The 21,798-nt window shown below is 61.9% G+C and carries 16 protein-coding genes and 1 pseudogene; all 17 read right to left on the reverse strand.

The window, feature by feature from the left end; all coding sequences use genetic code 11:
* Positions 1 to 162 precede the first annotated feature (162 nt).
* The 17 genes and pseudogenes from fliG to ACGLHT_RS05575 all read right to left on the reverse strand — a co-directional run bounded on the left by fliG (position 163) and on the right by ACGLHT_RS05575 (position 21,788).
* Positions 163 to 1,182: a flagellar motor switch protein FliG gene (gene fliG, locus ACGLHT_RS05495; RefSeq protein ID WP_003257289.1), complete on the reverse strand. Its 1,020-nt coding sequence runs from the start codon at positions 1,180 to 1,182 to the stop codon at positions 163 to 165.
* Positions 1,175 to 2,953 (reverse strand): flagellar basal-body MS-ring/collar protein FliF, encoded by a 1,779-nt coding sequence (fliF, locus tag ACGLHT_RS05500; protein ID WP_274120206.1) that lies wholly within the window; start codon positions 2,951 to 2,953, stop codon positions 1,175 to 1,177. The genes fliG and fliF overlap by 8 nt, the downstream gene beginning before the upstream one ends.
* Positions 2,954 to 2,968: 15 nt before the next feature.
* Positions 2,969 to 3,301, reverse strand: a complete 333-nt coding sequence (gene fliE, locus ACGLHT_RS05505) for a flagellar hook-basal body complex protein FliE (protein ID WP_013973606.1) — start codon at positions 3,299 to 3,301, stop codon at positions 2,969 to 2,971.
* Between the two features lie 262 nt (positions 3,302 to 3,563).
* The gene (locus tag ACGLHT_RS05510; RefSeq protein ID WP_274120205.1) at positions 3,564 to 4,919 is read right to left on the reverse strand and encodes a sigma-54 dependent transcriptional regulator; all 1,356 of its coding nucleotides are present in this window, start codon (positions 4,917 to 4,919) and stop codon (positions 3,564 to 3,566) included.
* Positions 4,919 to 6,136: a PAS domain-containing sensor histidine kinase gene (locus ACGLHT_RS05515; RefSeq protein WP_274120204.1), complete on the reverse strand. Its 1,218-nt coding sequence runs from the start codon at positions 6,134 to 6,136 to the stop codon at positions 4,919 to 4,921. Before ACGLHT_RS05515 ends, ACGLHT_RS05510 begins: the two co-directional genes overlap by 1 nt.
* Positions 6,137 to 6,773: 637 nt before the next feature.
* On the reverse strand, positions 6,774 to 7,229 hold the full coding sequence (locus ACGLHT_RS05520) for a transposase (protein WP_264316411.1): 456 nt from the start codon (positions 7,227 to 7,229) through the stop codon (positions 6,774 to 6,776).
* Positions 7,230 to 7,680: 451 nt separating this feature from the next.
* A pseudogene (fleQ, locus tag ACGLHT_RS05525) lies at positions 7,681 to 9,156 on the reverse strand (transcriptional regulator FleQ).
* 167 nt (positions 9,157 to 9,323) lie between these two features.
* Positions 9,324 to 9,617, reverse strand: coding sequence for a flagellar protein FliT (locus ACGLHT_RS05530; RefSeq protein WP_274120203.1), 294 nt, complete (start codon positions 9,615 to 9,617; stop codon positions 9,324 to 9,326).
* An 18-nt stretch (positions 9,618 to 9,635) separates the two neighbouring features.
* Positions 9,636 to 10,031 (reverse strand): flagellar export chaperone FliS, encoded by a 396-nt coding sequence (gene fliS, locus ACGLHT_RS05535; RefSeq protein ID WP_274120202.1) that lies wholly within the window; start codon positions 10,029 to 10,031, stop codon positions 9,636 to 9,638.
* Positions 10,032 to 10,110: 79 nt separating this feature from the next.
* A complete protein-coding gene (gene fliD, locus ACGLHT_RS05540) occupies positions 10,111 to 11,466 on the reverse strand; it encodes a flagellar filament capping protein FliD (protein ID WP_274120201.1) in 1,356 nt (451 codons plus the stop codon).
* Positions 11,467 to 11,544: 78 nt separating this feature from the next.
* Entirely contained in the window at positions 11,545 to 11,895 is a 351-nt protein-coding gene (locus tag ACGLHT_RS05545; protein ID WP_274120200.1) for a flagellar protein FlaG, read from the reverse strand.
* A 77-nt stretch (positions 11,896 to 11,972) separates the two neighbouring features.
* Positions 11,973 to 13,994, reverse strand: a complete 2,022-nt coding sequence (locus ACGLHT_RS05550; RefSeq protein ID WP_274120199.1) for a flagellin hook IN motif-containing protein — start codon at positions 13,992 to 13,994, stop codon at positions 11,973 to 11,975.
* 460 nt (positions 13,995 to 14,454) lie between these two features.
* Positions 14,455 to 15,384, reverse strand: coding sequence for a ketoacyl-ACP synthase III (locus ACGLHT_RS05555; RefSeq protein WP_137164540.1), 930 nt, complete (start codon positions 15,382 to 15,384; stop codon positions 14,455 to 14,457).
* A gap of 494 nt (positions 15,385 to 15,878) precedes the next feature.
* The gene (locus tag ACGLHT_RS05560) at positions 15,879 to 17,444 is read right to left on the reverse strand and encodes a flagellar hook-associated protein 3 (protein WP_274120198.1); all 1,566 of its coding nucleotides are present in this window, start codon (positions 17,442 to 17,444) and stop codon (positions 15,879 to 15,881) included.
* 13 nt (positions 17,445 to 17,457) lie between these two features.
* A complete protein-coding gene (gene flgK / locus ACGLHT_RS05565; protein ID WP_274120197.1) occupies positions 17,458 to 19,500 on the reverse strand; it encodes a flagellar hook-associated protein FlgK in 2,043 nt (680 codons plus the stop codon).
* 12 nt (positions 19,501 to 19,512) lie between these two features.
* The gene (flgJ, locus tag ACGLHT_RS05570; RefSeq protein ID WP_274120196.1) at positions 19,513 to 20,667 is read right to left on the reverse strand and encodes a flagellar assembly peptidoglycan hydrolase FlgJ; all 1,155 of its coding nucleotides are present in this window, start codon (positions 20,665 to 20,667) and stop codon (positions 19,513 to 19,515) included.
* 11 nt (positions 20,668 to 20,678) lie between these two features.
* Positions 20,679 to 21,788, reverse strand: a complete 1,110-nt coding sequence (locus tag ACGLHT_RS05575; protein WP_015271237.1) for a flagellar basal body P-ring protein FlgI — start codon at positions 21,786 to 21,788, stop codon at positions 20,679 to 20,681.
* Positions 21,789 to 21,798: the final 10 nt, after the last annotated feature.

Consider the following 21,798-nt stretch of genomic DNA (forward strand, 5'->3'; position numbering starts at 1 on the left):
AGGTACTCAACGCATGTTCGACCAACGCGGGTCTCTGTGGGAGCGGGCATGTCGAGGCGTCGAACCGCCGCGAACACGGGCAACGCCCGTGCCATCCACCGCGGCGCCTGCTTCGCGGGCACGCCCGCTCCCACAAGGTCAACGGTGGGTTCACCATCAGTGTCAGATCATTTCCTCGGCACCCTTGCCGCCGAGCACGATCTCGCCGGCCTCGGCCATGCGGCGGGCGATGGTGAGGATTTCCTTCTGCGCCGTTTCCACGTCGCTGACCCGCACCGGCCCCTTGGCTTCCAGGTCGTCGCGCAACAGCTCCGAGGCACGCTTGGACATGTTCTTGAAGATCTTGTCCTTGACCCGCTCGTCGGCGCCCTTGAGCGACACCACCAGCACGTCGGACGAGACTTCGCGCAGCAGCGCCTGGATGCCTCGGTCGTCGACGTCGGCGAGGTTGTTGAAGACGAACATCAGGTCTTCGATCTGCTCCGACAGGTCGCTGTCGATCTCGCGGATCGCGTCCATCAGTGCACCTTCCACCGAGCTGTCGAGGAAGTTCATGATGTCGGCGGCGCGCTTGATGCCGCCCAAGGTGGTACGCGCTGCGTTGGAGTTGCCCGAGAACTGCTTCTCGAGGATCTGGTTCAGCTCCTTCAGCGCCGCCGGCTGCACGGTGTTCAGCGACGACACGCGCAGGACGATGTCCAGGCGCACCTTGTGGTCGAAGTTGCTCAGCACTTCACCGGCCTGGTCGGGGTCGAGGTAGGCAACCACGATGGCCTGGATCTGCGGGTGCTCGTAGCGGATCACGTCGGCAACGGCGCGCGGCTCCATCCACTTGAGGCTGTCCAGGCCGCTGGTGTTGCCACCGAGCAGGATGCGGTCGACCAGGCCGTTGGCCTTGTCCTCGCCCAGGGCCTGGTTGAGCATCTTGCGGATATAGGCATCGGAGCCCACGCCCAGGCTGGTCTGGTCGCCGACGATTTCGACGAACTCGCTCATCACCTGCTCGACCTGTTCACGGTGCACATTGCCCATCTGCGCCATGGCCACACCCACCCGCTGCACTTCCTTGGGCCCCATGTGCCGCAGCACCTGGGCGGCATCGGTCTCGCCCAGCGAAAGCAGGAGGATCGCCGCCTTGTCGACGCGGCTCAGCTTGGCGGTAACGGCTCGGTTATCACTCATCGGCGTTGATCCACTCTTTCACGACCTGGGCAACGCGGCCCGGGTCTTCGGCCACCAGGCCTTTGATTGCGTTGAGCTGTGCCTCGTAACCCTCGTTCGGGCTAGGCAGCAGAATGCTTGTCGGGCCACCCAGACTGACGCGGTCGTTGGCCAGTTCGCCATCCAGACCCATCATGCCGCCCAGCTCCATGTCGCTATCCGGGGCAGCCTGCTTGCCGCCCCCTGTAATGTTGTTCAGCACCGGGCGCAGCACACCGAACACCAGCACCAGGATGAACACCACGCCCAGCACTTGCTTGACGATGTCCCAGAACCACGGCTGCTGGTAGAAGGCGATGTCGGCGATCTCTTCGCCGCGGTCGGCGGCGAACGGCACGTTGATCACCGTCACGCTGTCGCCACGGCTGGCGTCGAAGCCGACCGCGTCCTGTACCAGGCGAGTGAAGCGTGCCAGGTCCTCGGCACCCCATGGCGCACGGGTGGCGTCGCCGGTGGCCGGGTCGATCTTGACCTGGTCGTCCACCACCACCGCCACCGACAGGCGGGTCATGCGCCCCTGCTGCTGGCGGGTGTGGCTGATGGAACGGTCCAGTTCGAAGTTCTTGGTGCTTTGCTGGCGCTTGTCCGACGGGTACGGCGCGAGCATCGGCTGGCCGGTGGCCGGGTCCATGATCTGCTGGCCGTTGGCATCCACCAGCGGCTGGCCAGGCTGGATGGCCGCGGCCGGGGTAGCGGCACCACCGGTGGTCTGCGGTGCCGAGGCCGGGCCTGGCGGCTGGTTGCTCAGCGCACCGGGTACACCTTGCGGGCCCTGGCTGCTGGCACGTTGTTCATCGACCGACTGCTCGCTGCGCAGCGCCGGCTGATCTGGGTTGAATTGCTCGGAGGTGGACTCGACCGCACTGAAGTCCAGGTCGGCGGACACTTCGGCCTTGTAGCGGTCATTGCCCAGCACCGGCTGCAGGATGTTGTGCACCCGCTGGGTGAGCATGCTTTCCACCCGGCGGCTGTAGTCGAACTGTTTGCCTGCCTGGGTCAGGGCGGTGTCCTGGATCTGCTCGGACAGCAGGTTGCCCTTCTGGTCGACCACGGTGACCTGGGACTTGTCCAGTTCCGGCACGCTGGTGGCCACCAGGTTGACGATGGCCATCACCTGCCCGGCTTCCAGGGCACGGCCCGGGTACAGCTCGACCAGTACCGAGGCGCTGGGCTTGCGTTCGTCACGCACGAACACCGAGCTTTTCGGGATGGCCAGGTGCACGCGCGCACCCTTGACGTTGTTCAGGCTGGACACGGTACGCGCCAGCTCGCCTTCCAGGCTGCGACGGTAACGGGTGGCTTCCATGAACTGGCTGGTGCCCAGGCCCTGCTCCTTGTCGAGCAACTCGAAGCCGACGTTGCCATCGCTTGGTGCCACGCCGGCGGCCGCCAGTTTCAGGCGCGCACGGGAGAGGTCGTCGGCCTTGACCAGCAGAGCACCGGAATTGGGCTCGACGTTGTAGGGGATGTCGGCGGCGGCCAGGGTGTCCATGACCTGCTTGGTGTCCATGCCCGCCAGGCTGCCGTACAGCGGACGGTAATCGGGTTGTTGCGACCACAGCACCACGGCAAAGCCGATCGCCACGCTGGCGGCCAGGCCGACCAGAAGGCCGATCTGACGCAGCATGGGCATCTGCGCGATGTTTTCCAGAAACGCCATGCCGAACAGCGGCGGTTTGGCCGCGGGCGGGCCGCTTTTGGCAGGGGCGTTGTCGACGACTGCTTCAGCCATGGTTTACGTCCGTCCTCAAACCGGCATCTGCATGATGTCCTGGTACGCCTGGACCAGCTTGTTGCGTACCTGGGTCAGGGCCTGCATCGACACGCTGGCCTTTTGCGAAGCGATCATCACGTCGGTCAGGTCGACGCCACTCTTGCCGATCTCGAAAGCGTTGGCCAACTGGGTCGAAGCCTGCTGCGTCTCATGCACCTTGCCGATGGCCTGGCCGAGCATGTCGGCAAAGGTACTTTGCCCGGGTGCCAACTCGGGGGCAGCGGCCACCTTGGGCAGCGACATGGCATCGGCCTGCATGGCCCGCATGTCCAGCATCAGACGATTGAATTCAACACCTTGGCTCATGACCCTTCTCTCTCCTGCGGCCGCATTTTTTTGACAGTGATGCGGCGAATAGCCAACCTAAAGCAACAAAGGTGCCAGCCTTGGGAATCACCGCCCCGTCCGCTTGCGCGATCTTTGTAGGAGCGGCCTTGTGTCGCGATAGGGGCGCGGAGCGGCCCCACATCTGCGCTTCGCCGCCGATATCGCCGGGGCCGCCTTGCGGCCCTATCGCGACACAAGGCCGCTCCTACAGGGGGCGCATCTGCAGCGGCTGCAGTGTCAATCAGCCGAACAGGCTGGCCTCGACGTCAAACCCGGCATCGCGCATCTGCGCCAGCTTGTAGCGCAGTGTACGCGGGCTTATCCCCAGGCGTTCGGCGGCCTCTTTGCGGCGGCCGCGCTCGGCGCGCAGGGTGTCGATGATCATCTGGTACTCATGACGACGCATGTCATCCCCCAGCCCGCCAGGCTCGGCCAGCACCTCAGGTGATGGCTCGATGCCAGCTGACAATGGAATGGCGCCTGCCAGACAAAAATCCGCCGCCTCGATCACCCCGCCCTGCTGCAGGATCAGCGCCCGCTGCAGGGCGTTGTCCAGTTCGCGTACGTTGCCCGGCCAAGCGTACGCCTGCAGGCAGGCTCGGGCCTGGGGCGACAGCTGCACCGGGGCGTGCTTCATCTTCGCCACGTGACGCGCCAACAGGCGCTCGGCCAGTTGCAGGATGTCACCCGGGCGTTCGCGCAGCGGGCGCCAGGCCAGGGGGAACACCGACAGGCGGTAGTACAAATCTTCACGGAAACGCCCGGCCGCCACTTCGCCAGCCAGGTCACGGTTGGTGGTGGCCAGCACGCGAATATCCAGACTGATCGGCTTGCGCCCGCCCACCCGCTCCACCTCGCGCTCCTGCAGCACGCGCAGCAGCTTGGCCTGCAAGGCCATTGGCATTTCCGAGATTTCGTCGAGCAGCAAGGTGCCACCTTCGGCCTGCTCGAACTTGCCGGCCTGGGCAGCGATGGCGCCGGTGAAGGCACCCTTCTCGTGGCCGAACAGGGTGGCCTCGAGCATGTTGTCGGGGATGGCAGCACAATTGATCGCCACGAAGGGCTGCGCCGCCCGCGGCGACTGCTGGTGAATGAAGCGCGCCAGCACTTCCTTGCCGGTACCGGATTCGCCGGAAATCAGCACGGTCGAGTCACTGCGCGCCACCCGCGTGGCCAGCTCCAGCAACTGTCGACTGGCCGGCTCGCAGGCCACCGGGCCTTCCTCTTCAGCCACGCGCCCGGCGGCATGCCGCTCGACCAGGCTGAGCAAGGCCTTGGGTTCGAATGGCTTGACCAGATAGTCGGCAGCCCCTTGGCGCATCGCCTCGACGGCACGCTCCACCGCGGCATGCGCGGTCATCAGCAACACGGGCAGTTGCGGTTGCTGGCGGCGCAGCTGGGCCAGCAGTTGGTGCCCATCCATGCCAGGCATGTTCACATCGCTGACTACCAGGCTGAAGGCCTCCTCCAGCACCGCTTCCAGCGCTTCTTCGGCACTGCCCACCGCCTGGTAGGCGAAGCCGCCGATTTCCAGGGTATCGCCCAGCGCCTGGCGCAATACGCGGTCGTCCTCGACCAGCAGCACCTTGATCGCCATTACATGCCCTCCGCCAGTTGCCCGTCGATCAACGGCAGCTCCACCCGCACACAGGTACCACGGCCAACCTTCGAGCGCAGGCGCAGCGTACCCTGGTGCGCGCGCACCACGGCCTTGACCACGGCCAGGCCCAGGCCGGTGCCGGTAGTCTTGGTGGTCAGGAACGGTTCGCCCAGGCGGCCGAGCAGCTCGGCATCGATGCCACTGCCGGCGTCGCTTACACACAGCTGCAGGCTGCGCTCGCGGCGGAACAGGTGCACCTTCAGTCGCGCCGGGCCGTCGCTGGCTTGCAGCGCATTTTCGATCAGGTTGAGCAATGCACCAACCAGGGTGTCCCGGTTGCACAGCAGCTCACCCAGGTGGCTGTCACACTGCCAGCGCACGGCGTGCCCTTGCACATGCGCCTGGGCAGCCTGCTGCAGGGCCTGGAACAAGGCTTTTGGCGTGACTCGGTCATTCAGCGGCAGTTCGCCACGGGCGAATACCAGCATGTCGCGCACCTGGTGTTCCAGCTCATGCAGGCGCTCCTTCAGGGTGCCGGCAAAGCGCTGGCGGGTTTCCGCGCCCAGCTCTTGTTCGGGATCAGCCAGGTGGCTGGCGTAGAGCATTGCCGCGGACAGTGGCGTGCGGATCTGGTGCGCCAGCGAGGCGACCATGCGCCCCAGCGAAGACAGGCGCTCGTGGCGGGCCAGTTGGTCTTGCAGGCGACGGGTTTCGGTCAGGTCGTTGAGCAACACCAATTGGCCAGGCTCGGCATCCAGCGAGCGAGTGGCAATGGACAGACGGCGGCCGTCGCGCAGCGAGACTTCGTGACCGTCATCCTTGCGCGGGGCAAAGCTGCGGGCGATTACCTGGCGCCACAGCTGGCCGACCAGCGGCTCGCCGAGCAGTTCGCAGGCGGCCGGGTTGGCTTCGCGTACCAGGCCGTGGCCATCGATCACGATCACCCCGCCAGGCAGCAGGTCCAGCAGGTTCTGCAGGCGGTTGGCCAGGCGTTCCTTTTCGCTCAGTTCATCGATGCGCTGGGCGCTGACCACCGCCAGCTCGCCCTTGAGTTCGCTGACCCGGGCTTCGAGCAGGCTGTAGGACTGGCTCAGTTGGCTGGACACCTGGTTGAACAGCGCGAAGGCTTGTTCGACACCCTGGCGGCTGTCCTGCTCGACCGGGGTTTGCCCCTGCGGATCGGGGGCTAGGGATACGTGGGCGGCCTGGGGCATCTTGCTCTCTCGCGTGGCTGACCGTCATAAAAACGGTGTGTTGCCAGCGGTGTAGCAATAGCCGTGCCGGAGATGGGGTTTAATGCAGGGCTTGAGATTTGTGGTGGGGCGCAAATCGAGCGCCGCCCGCGCGGCGCTTCGCGGGTATACGCCTTGACACTTTCTGCGCCCGTGAGACCGAGCGCCGCCCGCGCGGCGCTTCGCGGGTATTCGCCTTGACACTTTCTGCGCCTGTGAGATCGAGCGCCGCCCGCGCGGCGCTTCGCGGGTATTCGCCTTGACACTTTCTGCGCCTGTGAGACCGAGCGCCGCCCGCGCGGCGCTTCGCGGGACAAGCCCGCTCCCACATTTGTTGCAACGTGGCCATGCCTGTGGGAGAGGCGTTGCCAGCCTTGGTGCAAGGCTTGAGACAAGTGGAGCGGCAGTAGTGCCAACCCAGAAATACAGCCACCCCACCAAGGCTGACAACCATGGCCTGACAGGTTCGGCACGTTGCAACAAATGTGGGAGCGGGCTTGTCCCGCGAAGCGCCGCGCGGGCGGCGCTCGATCTCACAGGCGCAGAAAGTGCAACGGCAAACGCAACGACAAACACTCGCGAAGCGCCGCGCGGGCGGCGCTCACCGCTTCCAGATGACTCAGACCCATACGGCGTCCCAATGTGGATAATCACCGACCCTACTTGCCAACCCCGCCCGCAATGGGTTGCAAATTACATATTTCGCCACCCTGCGAATGTCTTCCTCTCGCCGAATGGCATGGTCCTGATAGCCCGCTTGCCACACTTTTTCGCGCCTCATTCCTCGGTGATACAACGCATGACTGCTGCGCGACTTAAATCGTCGCATCAAGCTACATAATGTCGAGTCGTTCAGCTGAATCAACCAATGGAGATGGTCCGGCATCACAACCCAGGCCAATGACTGACACGCACCTTCGCGCTCAGCCTGCCGAAGTTGCTGAATCACCGCTCGGGCCAGCCAAAAATCCGTGAAGATTCGCTTTCGATTATTCGTTACGGTTGTTAACAGATACATGCCGCCGGGCATGGAGAAGCGGCCACGGCGCAAGAGATGGGATTGAGCACGCTCCATGTGGTTTCCTCGCACAAAGGTTCAGGAAACATAGGCGCATGCGAAGGATTGGAGCACTGAAAAGTATTGCGGAATGTGGGGTGTATGGGGTGCGATCGAGCGCCGCCCGCGCGGCGCTTCGCGGGACAAGCCCGCTCCCACATTTGTTGCAACGTGGCCATGCCTGTGGGAGAGGCGTTGCCCGCTTTGGCGGAGTGTTTGGGACCTGCGAGGCGGCGGTAGCGCCAGCCGGGAAACCGCGTCAAGGCAACAAGGCTGACAACCATGGCCTGATAGGTTCGGCACGTTGCAACAAATGTGGGAGCGGGCTTGCCCCGCGAAGCGCCGCGCGGGCGGCGCCCGATCTCACAGGCGCAGAAAGTACAACGGCAAACACCCGCGAAGCGCCGCGCGGGCGGCGCTCGATCTAACAGGCACCATCAACGCCAAGCCGAACACCCCGCCCCAGCCGTCAATCCTCCGCCTGGTCCTCGCCCCCCTGACGGCTCATGCCGTACTTGCGCATCTTCTCGACCAGGGTGGTACGACGTATACGCAAACGTTCAGCCGCGCGCGCAACGATACCGTTGGCATCGTCCAGCGCCTGTTGGATCAGGCCCTGCTCCAGGCTACCCAGGTAGTCCTTCAGGTCCAGGCCTTCAGGTGGCAGCATGGCGTGGTTGCTGAAGTTCGGCGTATGGCCGTTGATCGCCACGCGCTCTTCCAGGTCGCTGCGCAGGCTGTCGACCATCTGCTCGTCTTCGTCATCGACGTAACGGAATTTCTTCGGCAGCTCGGACACGCCAATCACCCCGTACGGGTGCATGATCGCCATGCGCTCGACCAGGTTGGCCAGCTCGCGAACGTTGCCCGGCCAGCCGTGGCGACACAGCGACATGATCGACGCGGAGTTGAAGCGGATGGACCCGCGCTTCTCGTGCTCCATGCGCGAGATCAGCTCATTCATCAGCAGCGGGATGTCTTCCACCCGCTCACGCAGCGGCGCCATCTCGATGGGGAACACGTTCAGGCGGTAGTACAGGTCTTCGCGGAACGTGCCCTCCTCGATCATGGTCTCGAGGTTCTTGTGGGTCGCGGCAATGATGCGCACATCGATGCTCTGGGTCTTGTTGCTGCCCACGCGCTCGAAGGTACGTTCCTGCAGCACGCGCAACAGCTTGACCTGCATCGGCAACGGCATGTCACCGATTTCGTCGAGGAACAGGGTACCGCCGTTGGCCAACTCGAAACGCCCGGCACGGCTGGTGATCGCCCCGGTGAAAGCGCCCTTCTCGTGGCCGAACAGTTCGCTTTCCAGCAGTTCGGCCGGGATCGCACCGCAGTTGACCGGCACGAACGGCGCCTCGCGGCGCTTGGAATGGTAGTGCAGGTTGCGCGCGACCACTTCCTTGCCGGTGCCGGACTAACCCAGGATCAGCACGCTGGCATCGGTATCGGCCACCTGCTGCATCATCTGCCGCACGTGCTGGATGGCACGGCTGGTGCCGACCAGACTGCGGAACAGGTTGGGTTCGCGCTGGCGACCACGCTCGCGCGCCTGGTCGTACATCTCGCGATAGACCTGGGCACGGTGCAGCGAATCCAGCAGCTGGCTGTAGCTTGGCGGCATTTCCAGGTTGGAAAGCACCCGGCGGCGAAGGTCTTCCGGGAACTCAGCAGAAGAAATTTCACCTAAAAGCAGAACCGGAAGGAACTCATCCCACCCAGTCACTGTCTTAACGAGCCCAAGCACACTGCCCGGGGCATTTACAGTGCCGATAAGCACGCACAGCACTTCGCGACTCGAAGACAACGGCTCGACCACCTGCTGCCAGTCCTGGCTGGAGCAAGCGAGGTTTTCTTCGCCGAGGAAGTTAAGCACCACCGCCAGGTCGCGGCGGCGTGCGCTGTCGTCGTCGATCAGCAGAATCTTGGTTTCACGCCACATGCAATAGCAACTTCCCTAGTCATATCGGCGCCCGAGGGCGTGCTCGACATCATTCCGACTGAATGGTCAGTGTTCGGACGTCTGAAATTCGAAAACAGCCACTAGTAAAGTCAAAAACTTAAAGGCAGTCAAATTTATGGCGCCGAAGCGTTGCATTCTGGCCAGCTTCAGCTGAACAGATGGTATACCTTTGTGGCGTGTTTCGCTTGGTTGATATTCGACATTTGTGTGACCAAGGATTGACGCTCGTCACTTGCAACGTCGATTAGCTGACGATAAACCGCCATCAACGCCTCCAGATTAGCCCGCACGGCGGCTTCATCCCCCTGCCCTTCCTGCAGCACTTTATCCATCAGGGCCCGACACACCAGGTCGAGTTCACCGATGGCCGCCCAGTCGCGCGCTTGCAGGGCCTGGCTCAGGGCCAGACGGGTATCTTCAATTTGCTGCAACGCGCTCATAGGGGTGTCCTCAGGGTGTTATTGCTCGGCGGTGGCGATGGCGTCCCAGCCGCTTTTCACAGTGATCATCAGCTGTGCGACTTCATCGATAATTGCCGGGTCGCTGTGCAGGTTGGCCTGGGTCAGTCGACGGGCCATGTAGTCGTACAGGCTGTCCAGGCGGTCCAGTTCGTCCGGGTTGTCGGTCTTTTCCTTGTCCAGGCCTTCACGCAGCCCGCCGATGATGTCGATGGCCTTGCCCAGCATCAGGCCCTTCTGCGCGACATCACCGCGAGCAAGGGCACCTTTCGCCTGAGCCATGCGATCAAGCGAGCCTTCCATCAGCATCTGCACCAGGCGGTGCGGGGTGGCTTCGGAAATCTGGGCGTGGGAATTGACCTTCTGGTACTGGCGAAGGGCTCTCATCGGGTGCATGGGGGATCCTCAGTGAACGGGGCTGAACGGGGGCCGCATACCTATTGCATCGGCCTCAGCCCGGCTTTCTTTAACGTAATCAGTCGTCGCTATTGGACTTGTTCAAGGCGTTAAGCGTGGTCATCACGCTGTCGCTGGTGGCCTTGAGCTGAGCAACCATGGTGTCCATGGCGTTGTATTTTTTGGTCAGCGTATCGGTAAGCGACGTGATACGGCGATCAAGCGCTGCCTGTGCCTCATCTAGATCCTTGAGCTGGTTGGTCAAGTTTGTCTGGCGAGTCTCCAGTATCCCGCCAGTTTTTACATAATCCTCGGTAGTGTTTGTCAGCCGGGTCAGAAGGCCATCTTTACCGGTAAACAGGCCACTGATATCAGCCCCGTAGGTCTTGACCGCTGCATCCCACTTCGTATCGTTAAATTCCAGCAGGCCGGTCTTCTGGACAGTATTGATGCCCAGCTGTGACAGGCTACTCAAACCGGTAATCCCGACGCTACGAGTGATCTCGCTACGGATCGAGTTGACAAGCGAGCGCATGGTTGCGTCGCCGGTCAACGCTGCCGCTCCGGTGGCAGAGCCGTCAGCGCCCGTGGTGACCTTGGTCTGGGCGTTGACTGCAGTCATAAGCGCGTTGTACGCCGTGACAAAGGACTGTACGGAGGTCTTTAAGGTATCGTTGTTGCTGGTGATACCAAGGTTGGCCTTACCCTCCTTGACCAGCGTGATATCGACACCACTGACAGCCCCAGTGACAGTATTGGAAGCTGACTCCAGCTCCAAACCGTCCAGTGTGTATTTGGCATTTTGCGGTTTAGCGATTGTAGTGACCCCGGTCGCCATGCTGGCATCTCCACCAAGCGTCAACTCGGTACCTTCGCCCATCTTTGTAGACGAGAATATCAGCCGCGAGCCTTTGGCATCTGTAACGATGTTGGCTGTAATACCTTTGGACTGAAGCTGACCGTTGATTGCATCGCGAGCCTCCTGCAGCGTTGCACCATCAGCGATGGAAACGCTGTGGGTAGAACTGCCCTGACTGATAGTGAGGGTTTGGGATGCACCCGAATCGTTTACAACGGTAGAGGTCTTGTCATAAACCTGCGTCGATATCTTCGAAGCCGTTGCCAACTGGGTTACCTCAAGCGCGTAATTGCCCGACGAAGCCCCGTCGCCCAGCTTGATCTTTGCAATCGCCTCGTCCGACGACGACGACGCCAGACCAGAGAAGCTTGATGCCGTATTCAGCTTGGCGATAGCCGCACGGAACGTGTCCAGCGCACTTTTGATGGTACCGATGGCCGACAGCGAAGTAGTGGCCGTGGTGGCTTGGGCATTGATCTGTTTCTGCTTGGGCGCCTTTTCGGCATTTGCTAGCGCCGCAACGATTTCGTCGATCTTAAGACCAGAACCCAGGCCGGTAATAGTTGAACTCGCCATCTTCACTCTCCATTTCGGTGACCGTCGAAAAGCCGACGAAAACGCGTCCGTGCGGCTTTACAACAAAAGCCGTGCCAATCAGGCCTGAATGTCGAACAACAGGCTGTTGGCATCCTTCAGATTTTCCGCCAGCTTCAGCGCCACTTCGGAGGGCAGCTGACGGATGACTTCGCCGCTTTGACGGGCAATAACCTTGACCACCACCTGACCGGTGGAGTCATCGATTGAAAAGTCCAGTTGTCGCTCTGAAGCCTTGACGAAGTCCTGGATGGCACTGAGGGCGCTTTCCAGTTCTGGCCGAGCTACAGGCTGAGATTCTTGATTGGCAGGCTCGTTGGCCGCCTGGTCGCTTGCTTGCCGCTTGCTCGTCGATGTGTCGGGCGCAGCGGAGGCGGGATAGGACAGGCCCAGTTTCACGCTCATATCCATGTCTTACACCTCTTATTCTCGGAAAGACGAAAGGGTACGTCACCGTACCCTTCGTCAAAACTACTCAGCTTTTGGAATTAGCCCAGCAGTTTCAGTACCGACGATGGCAGCTGGTTAGCCTGGGACAGGATCGCGGTGGATGCCTGTTGCAGGGTCTGCTGCTTGGTCAGTTCGGCAGTTTCAGATGCGAAGTCGGCATCTTGTACACGGCTGCGGGCAGCAGTAGAGTTTTCGCCGATGCTCTGCAGGTTATCAACGGTGCTGTCGAAACGGTTTTGAACAGCACCCAGCTGAGAACGCTGGCTGTCTACCTGCTGGATTGCACCATCAAGAGCCTGGATCGCTTGCTGCGCGCTGGCGGCGTCCAGGATGCTCAGGTCGTTGACCGAAGTATTCATAGTCACTGCGTTGGTGGTACCAGCGCTCAGACCCAGAGCAGCAAGGCCAGTGCCATTGCTACCATCTGCAATTACGATGTTTTGGTCAGCGAACAGGCCCAAGGTACCGTCGTCGTTTACAGAGGCAGTAACGCCGCTGCTCGAGCTGTTGATAGCTGCAGCGATGGCCGCCATGTCGTCGTCTTTCTTGAATTTGACTTCGACATTGTTGACGGTGATCGAGGTAGCCTCGGTCAGCTTGGCCTTGGTGTTACCGGAGGTCAGACCCAAGGTGTCCAGTGCGCCAGCGCTGTTGTTTTCCAGCTTGATGTCTTTGCCATCGGCCGAGGTCAGGATCAGGCGACCATCAGCGCTGGCGCTAGCGGTCACACCAGTGGCCTTAGTACCAGCGCCAGAACCAGCAGCACCAGCACCGTCATTGATCGAAGCAACGATAGAGCTCAGGGTATCGCCAGCCTTGAAGCTGAACGACTGACCATTGACCTTGATGGAAGCATCGGAAGTCAGGCCAGTAGTGGTCGTTACTGCTTTATCGGCTGCAGCGGTGTTATAGCCAAAGGCGGTTGCAATAGCGGTACTAGTGGCCTGTCCAATGGTGAAATCAGTTTTGGAACTCAGGCTAAGCGAGCCAGTGCCATCACCGTTATCAGCAATTTTGGCAGTTACACCAGTCGAGGAAGAGTACTGGTTAACTTTATTTACAACATCTTCCAGGGTATCAGTTGCTGCGAGACGAATTGCAGAACTGCCAATGACCAAGTCGCCGGCTGCGCCAATTGCCTGGACACCCATCTGCACGGTGCCGTCCGTGTTAGCACTACCACCGATTGCGGTAGCACCGGCTGTCAGACCGATTGCGGTCAGGGTACCGGCATCACCAGCGAGGGCCATGTCGGCACCGGTATTGTTGAGGCGAAGCACACCGCCTTGATTCGATGCAGTGATGCCGGCGACACCTGCAGCATTGATCTTGGTAACGATGCTATCCAGATTATCGGTTGCAGCCAAATCAACATCAGTAGTGCCAAGGGTGATTTTGCCAGCACCAGCAGCGCCCAACGTTTTCTCTTGAGCAACAAATTTCGCGGAACTTACGTCGTTCGCATTGGAAGTAATTACCCCAGCCTTGCCTGTTACAACAGCGCTCAGCTTGTTGGTACCCGCATCTACCGAAGCTTCGTTATAAGTACCTTTCAACTCACTAGCGCTAACGCTCTTCATGCCGAACGAGATAGTTTCGTTCGCATTCGCGCCAACCTGGAAGCTGGTGCTGGTGAAAGTACCATCCAGCAAGTTACGACCACCGAAAGTAGTGGTGCTGGAAATACGGGTCAGTTCGCCCGACAGTGCGGTGAACTCTTGCTGCAGCGAGGTACGGTCTTCATCGCTGTTCGAGCCGTTCGCCGATTGCAGAGCCAGTTCGCGCATACGCTGCAGGATGTTGGTGGAAGCCTGCATCGCGCCTTCAGCGGTCTGGGCGATGGAGATACCGTCGTTGGCGTTTTTAACGGCAACGTTGAGGCCGCTGATCTGGCTGGTCAGACGGTTGGAAATTTGCAGGCCAGCGGCGTCGTCTTTGGCGCTGTTGATTTTCAGGCCAGAGGACAGGCGGGACATCGAGGTACCCAGCGCGTCGGAAGCACGGTTCAGGTTCTTCTGAACGCCCAAGGAGGTGATGTTGGTGTTAACGGTCAAAGCCATGACGAATTCCTCGTTGTATGGATACTGCGGCTTCCGGCCCTGGCGACAGCCGGGTGTGGCCTAGAGAACCTTCGTAATAGTTATCGTCGGGTGCGCGGGTTGCTTGAGGGCGTTTTTGAAAAAAAAATGCTGGCATGGGGCCAGCCCTGAGAAATCAAGGGGTTAAGGGCGGTTTATTGGCGTCAAAAACCGTGTAAAGAGCAGGCTAAATGCCATCTCCCAGTAGCACTACCCTCCCCGTGTGGGAGCGGGTTTACCCGCGAAGAAAGCGACGCGGTGGCTGGCACCGGCTTCGCCGGTGTTCGCGGGTGAACCCGCTCCCACAGGGAGTGGTGCAGGCTTTCAGGTTTTTGAGCTGGACAGTTGCCCCACAGAGCCTGATGTGAGGCCAGACATTTTTTTCAGGTATGAAAAAAGCGCCGGGCGGTGGCCGCCGGGCGCTTTTTTTGGACTGCTGGGATCAGTCGCGGTACAGGATGGCCGAGCCCCACGACAGGCCCACGCCAAAGCCACTGATCGCCACGCGCTTCCAGCTGCCGTCGAGCATGTGCTTCTGCAGCAGCAGCGGCACGCTGGACGACACGGTGTTGCCGGTTTCCAGCATGTCCTTGACGAACTTTTCCGGATGCTCCTCTTCGAAACGCCGGGCCACGGCATCGACAATCGCCGCACTGCCCTGGTGGATGCAGAAGGCGTCGATATCCGACGACTTCAGGCCGCTGGCATCCAGCAGTTCGTGCAGGTGCGCCGGCACCTTGACCAGGGCAAAGTTGAACACCTGGCGGCCGTTCATGAAGAACTTGCCATCACTCACCTTGAGGTGCTCGGCGCCGGAACCGTCGGTGCCGAAGCGCGCCTGGCCCAGGTTCCAGACCGCGTTCTCACCCATCCAGGTGGCCGTGGCGGCATCACCGAACAGCATGGTGGTGTTGCGGTCTTCCGGGTCGACGATCTTCGAATACGGGTCGGCGGTGATCAGCAGACCGTTCTTCAGCCCTGCCGCTTCCATAAAGCCCTTGATGGCGTACAAGCCGTACACGTAGCCCGAGCAGCCCAGCGACACGTCGAACGCCGCCACGCGGGTGGACAGGCCAAGCTTGCTCTGCACGATGGCGGCAGTGTGCGGCAGGCCTTCTTCGTCACCGTTCTGGGTGACCACGATCAGCGCATCGATCGATTGCGGGTCGAGGTCGGGATTGCTGGCGAACAGCGCCTGGGCGGCTTCCACGCACAGGTCGGAGGTTTCCTGCTCGGCGGCCTTGCGCGGCAGGAACGAGGCGCCGATCTTGCCGAACATGAACTCTTCGTCCTTGCCGAACTTCGCACCCTGGACGTAGTTGTCCAGACCAGCGGTGGGCACGTAACTCGCGATGCTTTTGATGCCAATCATTCTGGCTTCCCAATGAAAACAGCCAAAGACCACCACTCGATGAATTGAGGGCGCCAAATACCGGAGCGTCACCGCTGGGGGTTGAAGGCAGTGCTCGCCTGCGCACCGGTAACAAAATGCTGCAACAGCTGTTGCATAGAATACAGGGAAGATGACCGTTTTGACTCATTGGTCACATTGAAATGCTACGAAAGCCGTGCGGAAGGTGTGGGGACTGTGGAATTCGGGAGTGACCGGGCGGACACAACACCTGCGGGGTAGGCCTTCTGTCGCGTAAATCGGCAAAAAGAATCCCACAGGTAAGTGGGATCCTGAAACCTGCTCGACACCTGTGGGAGCGGGTTCACCCGCGAAGCAGGCGACGCGGTGGATGGCACCGGCTGCGCCGGTGTTCGCGGGTAAACCCGCTCCCACAGGGATCGCGCCAGCTTCCAGAAATTGAGCAGGGCAGCAGCGCCCACTAGGGCGAGCGCTCCAGCCTGCCAGGTGACCGATCAGATCTTGTCGAAGAGGCTCAGCTGCGAAATGCGCGCAAAGGCCAGCTGCGAGGCTTCGAGCATGGCTTGCTGCAGGGTCAGCTGGATGGTCGCCGAGGCCATGTCGGTGTCACCAATGGCACTTTGCGTGCTTTTGTTGGCCAAGCCCAGGCTTTCGTTCTCCTGTGCCTGAATTTCCAGCGAGTTGGCCCGCGCACCGATGGAGCCACGGGTAATGTCGATGCGGTCACGGGCACTGGCCAGGTTGGAGATCGCCGAGTCGGTGGCAGTTTTCAGCGCAGCCTGCGCCTCTGGCGAGTCCAGGGGCTTTTCCAGGGCACTGCGCAGCTGGCCCAGGGTGTCCAGCACGTTTTGCGAACGATGGGTATTGGCATTGACCGAGAACTGGTCACCCTGTGCCGGTGCACTGTCGAACTGGTAGGTAACGCCGGCCACCGTGACCGCATTGCCCGCCCCTACCGTACCGGTAGCAATCGGCTTGCTATCGGCAGTGTACGGCTGCGCATACAGCGAATACTCCGTATCACTGGTGAAGCGGATCACCGCACCGTTGCTGGGGAAGGTGCTGCGGTAGGCATCAGGGTCGGTGATGCTGGTACCGGTCACCTGCGCAGTCGATGGGTTGCCAGCGCTGCGGGTGGCAGTCAAGGTGTCTGGCTTGGCTTCGAGGGTGAAAACGTGGCCAGCCACCACGGCGTCGGCATCATCGCCCTCTGCCAGGTTCAGGTTGATTTCGAAGTCGACACCCCGCAGCGAAATCATCTTGCCGCCTTCGGCGTTGACGTCGAACTTGCCCTTGCCCGCCGTTTCGGTGGTGATGTCGTTGCCGGCTGCGTCCTTCACGCTGTACTCGGTGGCACTGGTGAATGTGACGGTATAAGGCTGGCCAGCAGCAAACTGGTTGCTGTAGGTGGTGGCCGACGTCAGCAGGCCGCCAGAGAGCAGCACCTTGCCATCATCCGGCGACGGTGCCACCAGGTTCGACTGGGTGCGGCTGTTGTTGGTGGCCTGGTCGAAAATGCTGTAGCCGGTGTCGTTGGTCGCCAGGCGCAGGGTGTCGGACACCTGCAGGCTCAGCTGGGTCTGGTCGCCCTGGTAGCTGTAGGTGCCGTCGGCGTTGCGCACATAGGGTGGGGTCGACGACTTGGAGCCGCCGAACATGTAGTCGCCGTTGGCGTCGCGCGAGTTCAGCAGACCGAAGACGTTGGCTTCGATTTCCTTGATCTCACTGGCAATCGAGGTACGGTCGGCATCGCTCAGGCCACCGTTGCCGGCCTGAAGCGCCAGCTCGCTGGCGCGCTGCAGGGCATCGTTGATGGTCGACAGCACGCTCTCTTCCTGCAGCAGGGCGTTCTTGACCGTGGTCATGTTGCCGCTGTACTGGTCCAGCAAGGCGCTCTGTTGCTGCAACACCAGCAGGCGCGCAGCGCCGACCGGGTCGTCGCCGGCCGACTGGATGCGAGACTTGGAGGTAACCTGTTCGGTGATCTTGGCCAGGTTGGAGTAGTTCTGCGAGTAGCTGGTGGCGCTGGTCTCGTAGAACTGAGCAGTGGAAATGCGCACGGTAGTCTACTCCTTACAAGGCGTTGATCAGGGTGCTGAAGGTTTCTTGCGCCGCCTTGATGATCTGCGACGACGCCGTGTAGTAGTGCTGGAACTTCACCAGGCTGGCCGCCTCGTCATCGAGGTTGACGCCCGACACCGCACTTCGGCTTTCGGCGGCGGACTTGAACACCGCTTGGGTCGCCGTGGTATCGATGGCGGCCTGGCTGGCCTTGGCCCCTACCCGCTCGACCAGCGAGGCGTAGGCCGAGGTGAAGCTGGTGCCGGTTCCGGAGTTGGTGCCCACGGTCGACTTGGTCTGCAGGTCCAGCAGTGCGTTGGCGTTGCGGTTGTCGGCCTTGCCGTCGGCATTGAACGACAGGGTGAAGCTGTCGTTGGTAGCCGGGCTGCCGCCAATGGTGGTTTCGACGGCAAAGGTACGCGGATTGCCGCTACCATCGAGAATCGGGTTACCGGACGCATCACGCATCGGCACGGCGATCGACAGCTTGTTGTCCTGCCCTGGCACCACGCTGCCGGTACCAATCTGGGTCCCCTTGGCATCGTAAAGCTTGTAGCCTTGCGAACCCCCGCTGGCGGCGTCGAACACCACGCGTACCGGCATCGAGTCCCGTATCGCCTGCTGCACCAGCGCGGTATCGGCACCGCCATAGATATCCAGCGATTCGCCCAACGTTGGCTGGGTGATGGTGCCGGTGCCGCTGTTGCCGCTGCCCGCCGTGGCACTGATCGGCCCGGCGAAGGCCAGCTTGTTGGCATCGGTGAGGGTGGTGGTGATGCTGCCGGCTGCCGCACGGGTGGGGATCACCTTGAAGCTGTCCCCTGCCGCCAGGCCGCCGCCATTCAGCGACAGGCTGAAGCCGTCGATCACCGGTGCCGGGTCGGCGCTGAGGTCGAAGGTGCCCATGTCGGTACCGTCCGAGCGGCGCACGCTGTACTGGTTGGCGCTGGTGAACTTCACCTCGTAGTCGTAGGTGGTCAGCTTGCCACTGTCGGCAATGGTCACGTTGAGGTTGCCAGAGCCGGAGCTGTTGTTCGACGAGGCCAGGCTGCGCTGGGCAATGGCAGTGGCGCTGTTGATGCTGGAGAACAGCGAGCTGCCGAACTGGCCGTTGGCATCCAGGCCCTGGCCCAGTTGGCTGTTGATGCTGTCGGCGACCACCAGGGCAACGCGGCCCAACTCGTTCATCGACGGCATCAGGACGTCCTGGCGATAGCGCAACAGGCCGCCGATCGCGCCACCGCTCACCACCGAGGTCACGTCCGAGCTGAAAGAATCGTAGTTGATGCGCAGGCTGGCTTGGCTCTTGTCGGCAACACCAGGCTCGACCGACAGCGTGTTGGCCTTGTTACCGGTGACAAGCGACTGGCCACTGCCCAGGTACACGTCATAGTTGCCGTCACGCTCCTGCACGGTCACGCCGACCAGGTCGTTGAGCTGGCGCACTGCTTCGCTGCGTGCATCCAGCAGGCTGTTGGGAGTGCTGCCCGTGCCGCTGGCGGCAGCGATCTGCTTGTTGTACTCGGCAATGCTGGCGGTCAGCTTGTTGACCTGGCCGGCCATGGTGTCGAGCTGGGTGTTGATCGTGGCGTTCTGCTGGGTCAGCTGGCTGCTTACCGCGTTGAAACGGTTGCTCAGGGTTTGCGCCTGAGTCAGCAGCAGCTGGCGCGAGGCGACGTCACCAGGCTTGGCCGCTGCGGTCTGCAGCGCCGAGAAGAATGCGGTTAGAACCGAGCTGATGCCGGTGTCACGGTCGGCCAGCAGCTTGTCGACGCTGGTGATCTGGTCCTGAAAGGCAACTGCGTCTGCCTGCAACGAGGTAGCCGTCTGCAGCTGGTTGTCCAGGTACGAGCTGTAGATACGGCGCACATCCGCCAGGGTGGTCCCAGTACCGAGGAACCCTGCGCCGATGTTGTGCGAAGGCCCCGCCGCCTGGATCGCCTGCTGCCGCGAATAGCCACTGGTAGCGGCGTTGGCGATGTTGTTACTGGTTACCGACAATGCCGCCTGGCTGGCACTCAGGCCACTCAGGCCGATGGAAATCAGGCTCGACATGATTTAGTCCTTTTATAGATTCGTGGTTCTGCCAGCCATGGCGTATTGCGGGGTTGCTTGCATTTGCCGGGCGATGCTGATGATTTTTTTCGCATAGCCCGGGTCGGTCGCATAACCTGCCTTTTGCAGCTCTCTTGCAAACTGCTCAGGGTTATCGGCCGAATTCAGGGCATCTTGATAGCGGGAATTGCTCTGCAACAGGCTTACCAGGTCGTGGAAGCTGTCCTGATACGAGTCGTAGCTGCGGAATGCCGCCGTTTCCTTGACGAACTGGCCGTCACGGAACTCGCTGGTGATCGCCCGCGCCTGCTCGCCCTGCCAGTTGCCGGTGGCCTTGATGCCGAACAGGTTGTGGCTGCTGCTGCCATCGGTATTGCGCATCACCGATTTGCCCCAGCCGGTTTCCAGGGCGGCCTGGGCCACCAGGTAGCGCGGGTCGATACCAATGCGTTTGGCAGCCTGCTCGGCCATCGGCAGCATGGTGGCGACGAATTCGTCACTGTCGGCAAAGGCCTTGTTCGGGGCCAGTGGCGGTTGGGCCACGGCGCGGCCAAGTATGCGCAGGCCGTTGTCCGGCACGGCGAAGGCCTTGGCCACTTGCTGGCCGTCACGGGCCGGTACGGCAGCGCTATTGGTAGTCGCCGCCGACGGCACGATACCAGCCAGCAGGCGGTCGGTGAGCTTGCTCGGCAGTGCCAATCGTCGCGCATTGAGCGCGGCAACATCGTTGCGGCCAGACGCCGAATCAGCGGCATGCACCGGCTCCGCCACCTTGCTGCCCCACAATGCCGGGCCACCGGCCTCGGCCCGTGGGAACGGGCTGGTGTTGATGGACGCACTGCGGCCCTTGGTCAGCTGGCGCACCAGCACGTCCTGCAGGCCGATACCCCCACCTTCGCGGGACATGCTCACGGCCAGCTGCTGGTCGTACATGTCGCGGTACTGTTTCACCGTTTCGGTGTTCATCGGGTTGTCGTCGGCCAGCACGTCACTGGCCTTGCGCGACGCCTTGAGCATTTCGCTGATAAACAGCGACTCGAACTCCTGGGCCACCTTGCGCACGTTGGCGTCGCTGTCGCGGTCGCCCACCTTCAGCGAGCTGAGGCGGTTGAGGTCGGTGTAGGCGCCGCTGTCGACGCTGCCGGAAACCAGGCTTTTGCTGTTCATCCGCGCCGTCCTCAGATCACGATCAGGTCGGCCTGCAAGGCGCCGGCCTGTTTCAGGGCTTCGAGGATGGCCATCAGGTCGCTGGGCGCTGCGCCCACCTGGTTCACCGCACGGACGATTTCATCCAGCGTGGTGCCCGGGCCGAACTTGAACATCGGCTTGGCTTCCTGCTCGGCGTTCACCCGCGAGCGCGGCACCACGGCGGTCTGGCCATTGGAGAACGGCCCCGGCTGGCTGACGATCGGGTCTTCGGTAATGGTCACGGTCAGGCTGCCGTGGGTCACTGCGGCCGGCGACACCTTGACGTTCTGGCCGATGACGATGGTGCCGGTACGCGAGTTGATGATGACCTTGGCGACTGCCTGGCCCGGGTCGATCTCGAGGTTCTCGAGGATCGACAGGTAGTCCACGCGCTGGCTCGGGTCCATCGGCGCAGTGACCCGCACCGAACCGCCGTCCACGGCCTGGGCCACGCCTGGGCCGAGCAGGTCGTTGACCTTGTCGACGATGCGTTTGGCGGTAGTGAAGTCGGGGCGGTTGAGGTTCAGGGTCAGGCTGTTGCCCTGGTTAAAGCCGCTCGGCACCGCACGCTCGACAGTAGCACCGCCAGGGATACGACCGGCCGACGGAACGTTGACGGTAATCTTGGAACCGTCACGGCCCTCGGCATCGAAGCCGCCCACCACCAGGTTACCCTGGGCCACGGCATAGACGTTGCCATCAATACCCTTGAGCGGGGTCATCAGCAGGCTGCCGCCGCGCAGGCTCTTGGAGTTGCCGATCGAGGACACGGTAATGTCCACCACCTGGCCTGGCTTGGCGAACGCCGGCAGGTCGGCATGCACCGACACTGCCGCAACGTTTTTCAACTGCACGTTGCCGGAGCCGGCCGGCACCTTGATGCCGAACTGCGACAGCATGTTGTTGAAGGTCTGCAGGGTGAACGGCGTCTGGGTGGTTTGGTCACCCGTGCCATTGAGCCCCACCACCAGGCCGTAACCGATCAGCTGGTTGGAGCGCACGCCAGAAATGCTGGCGATGTCCTTCAGGCGCTCGGCCTGGGCGCCGAAGGCACAGGACAGGAGCAGGGTTGCGGCAATCAGCTGCCTCACGTTGAACATGGTCATCCGT

Source organism: Pseudomonas sp. PsB (assembly GCF_043658375.1).
In the GTDB taxonomy this organism is placed as follows: Bacteria; Pseudomonadota; Gammaproteobacteria; order Pseudomonadales; family Pseudomonadaceae; genus Aquipseudomonas; species Aquipseudomonas putida_Z.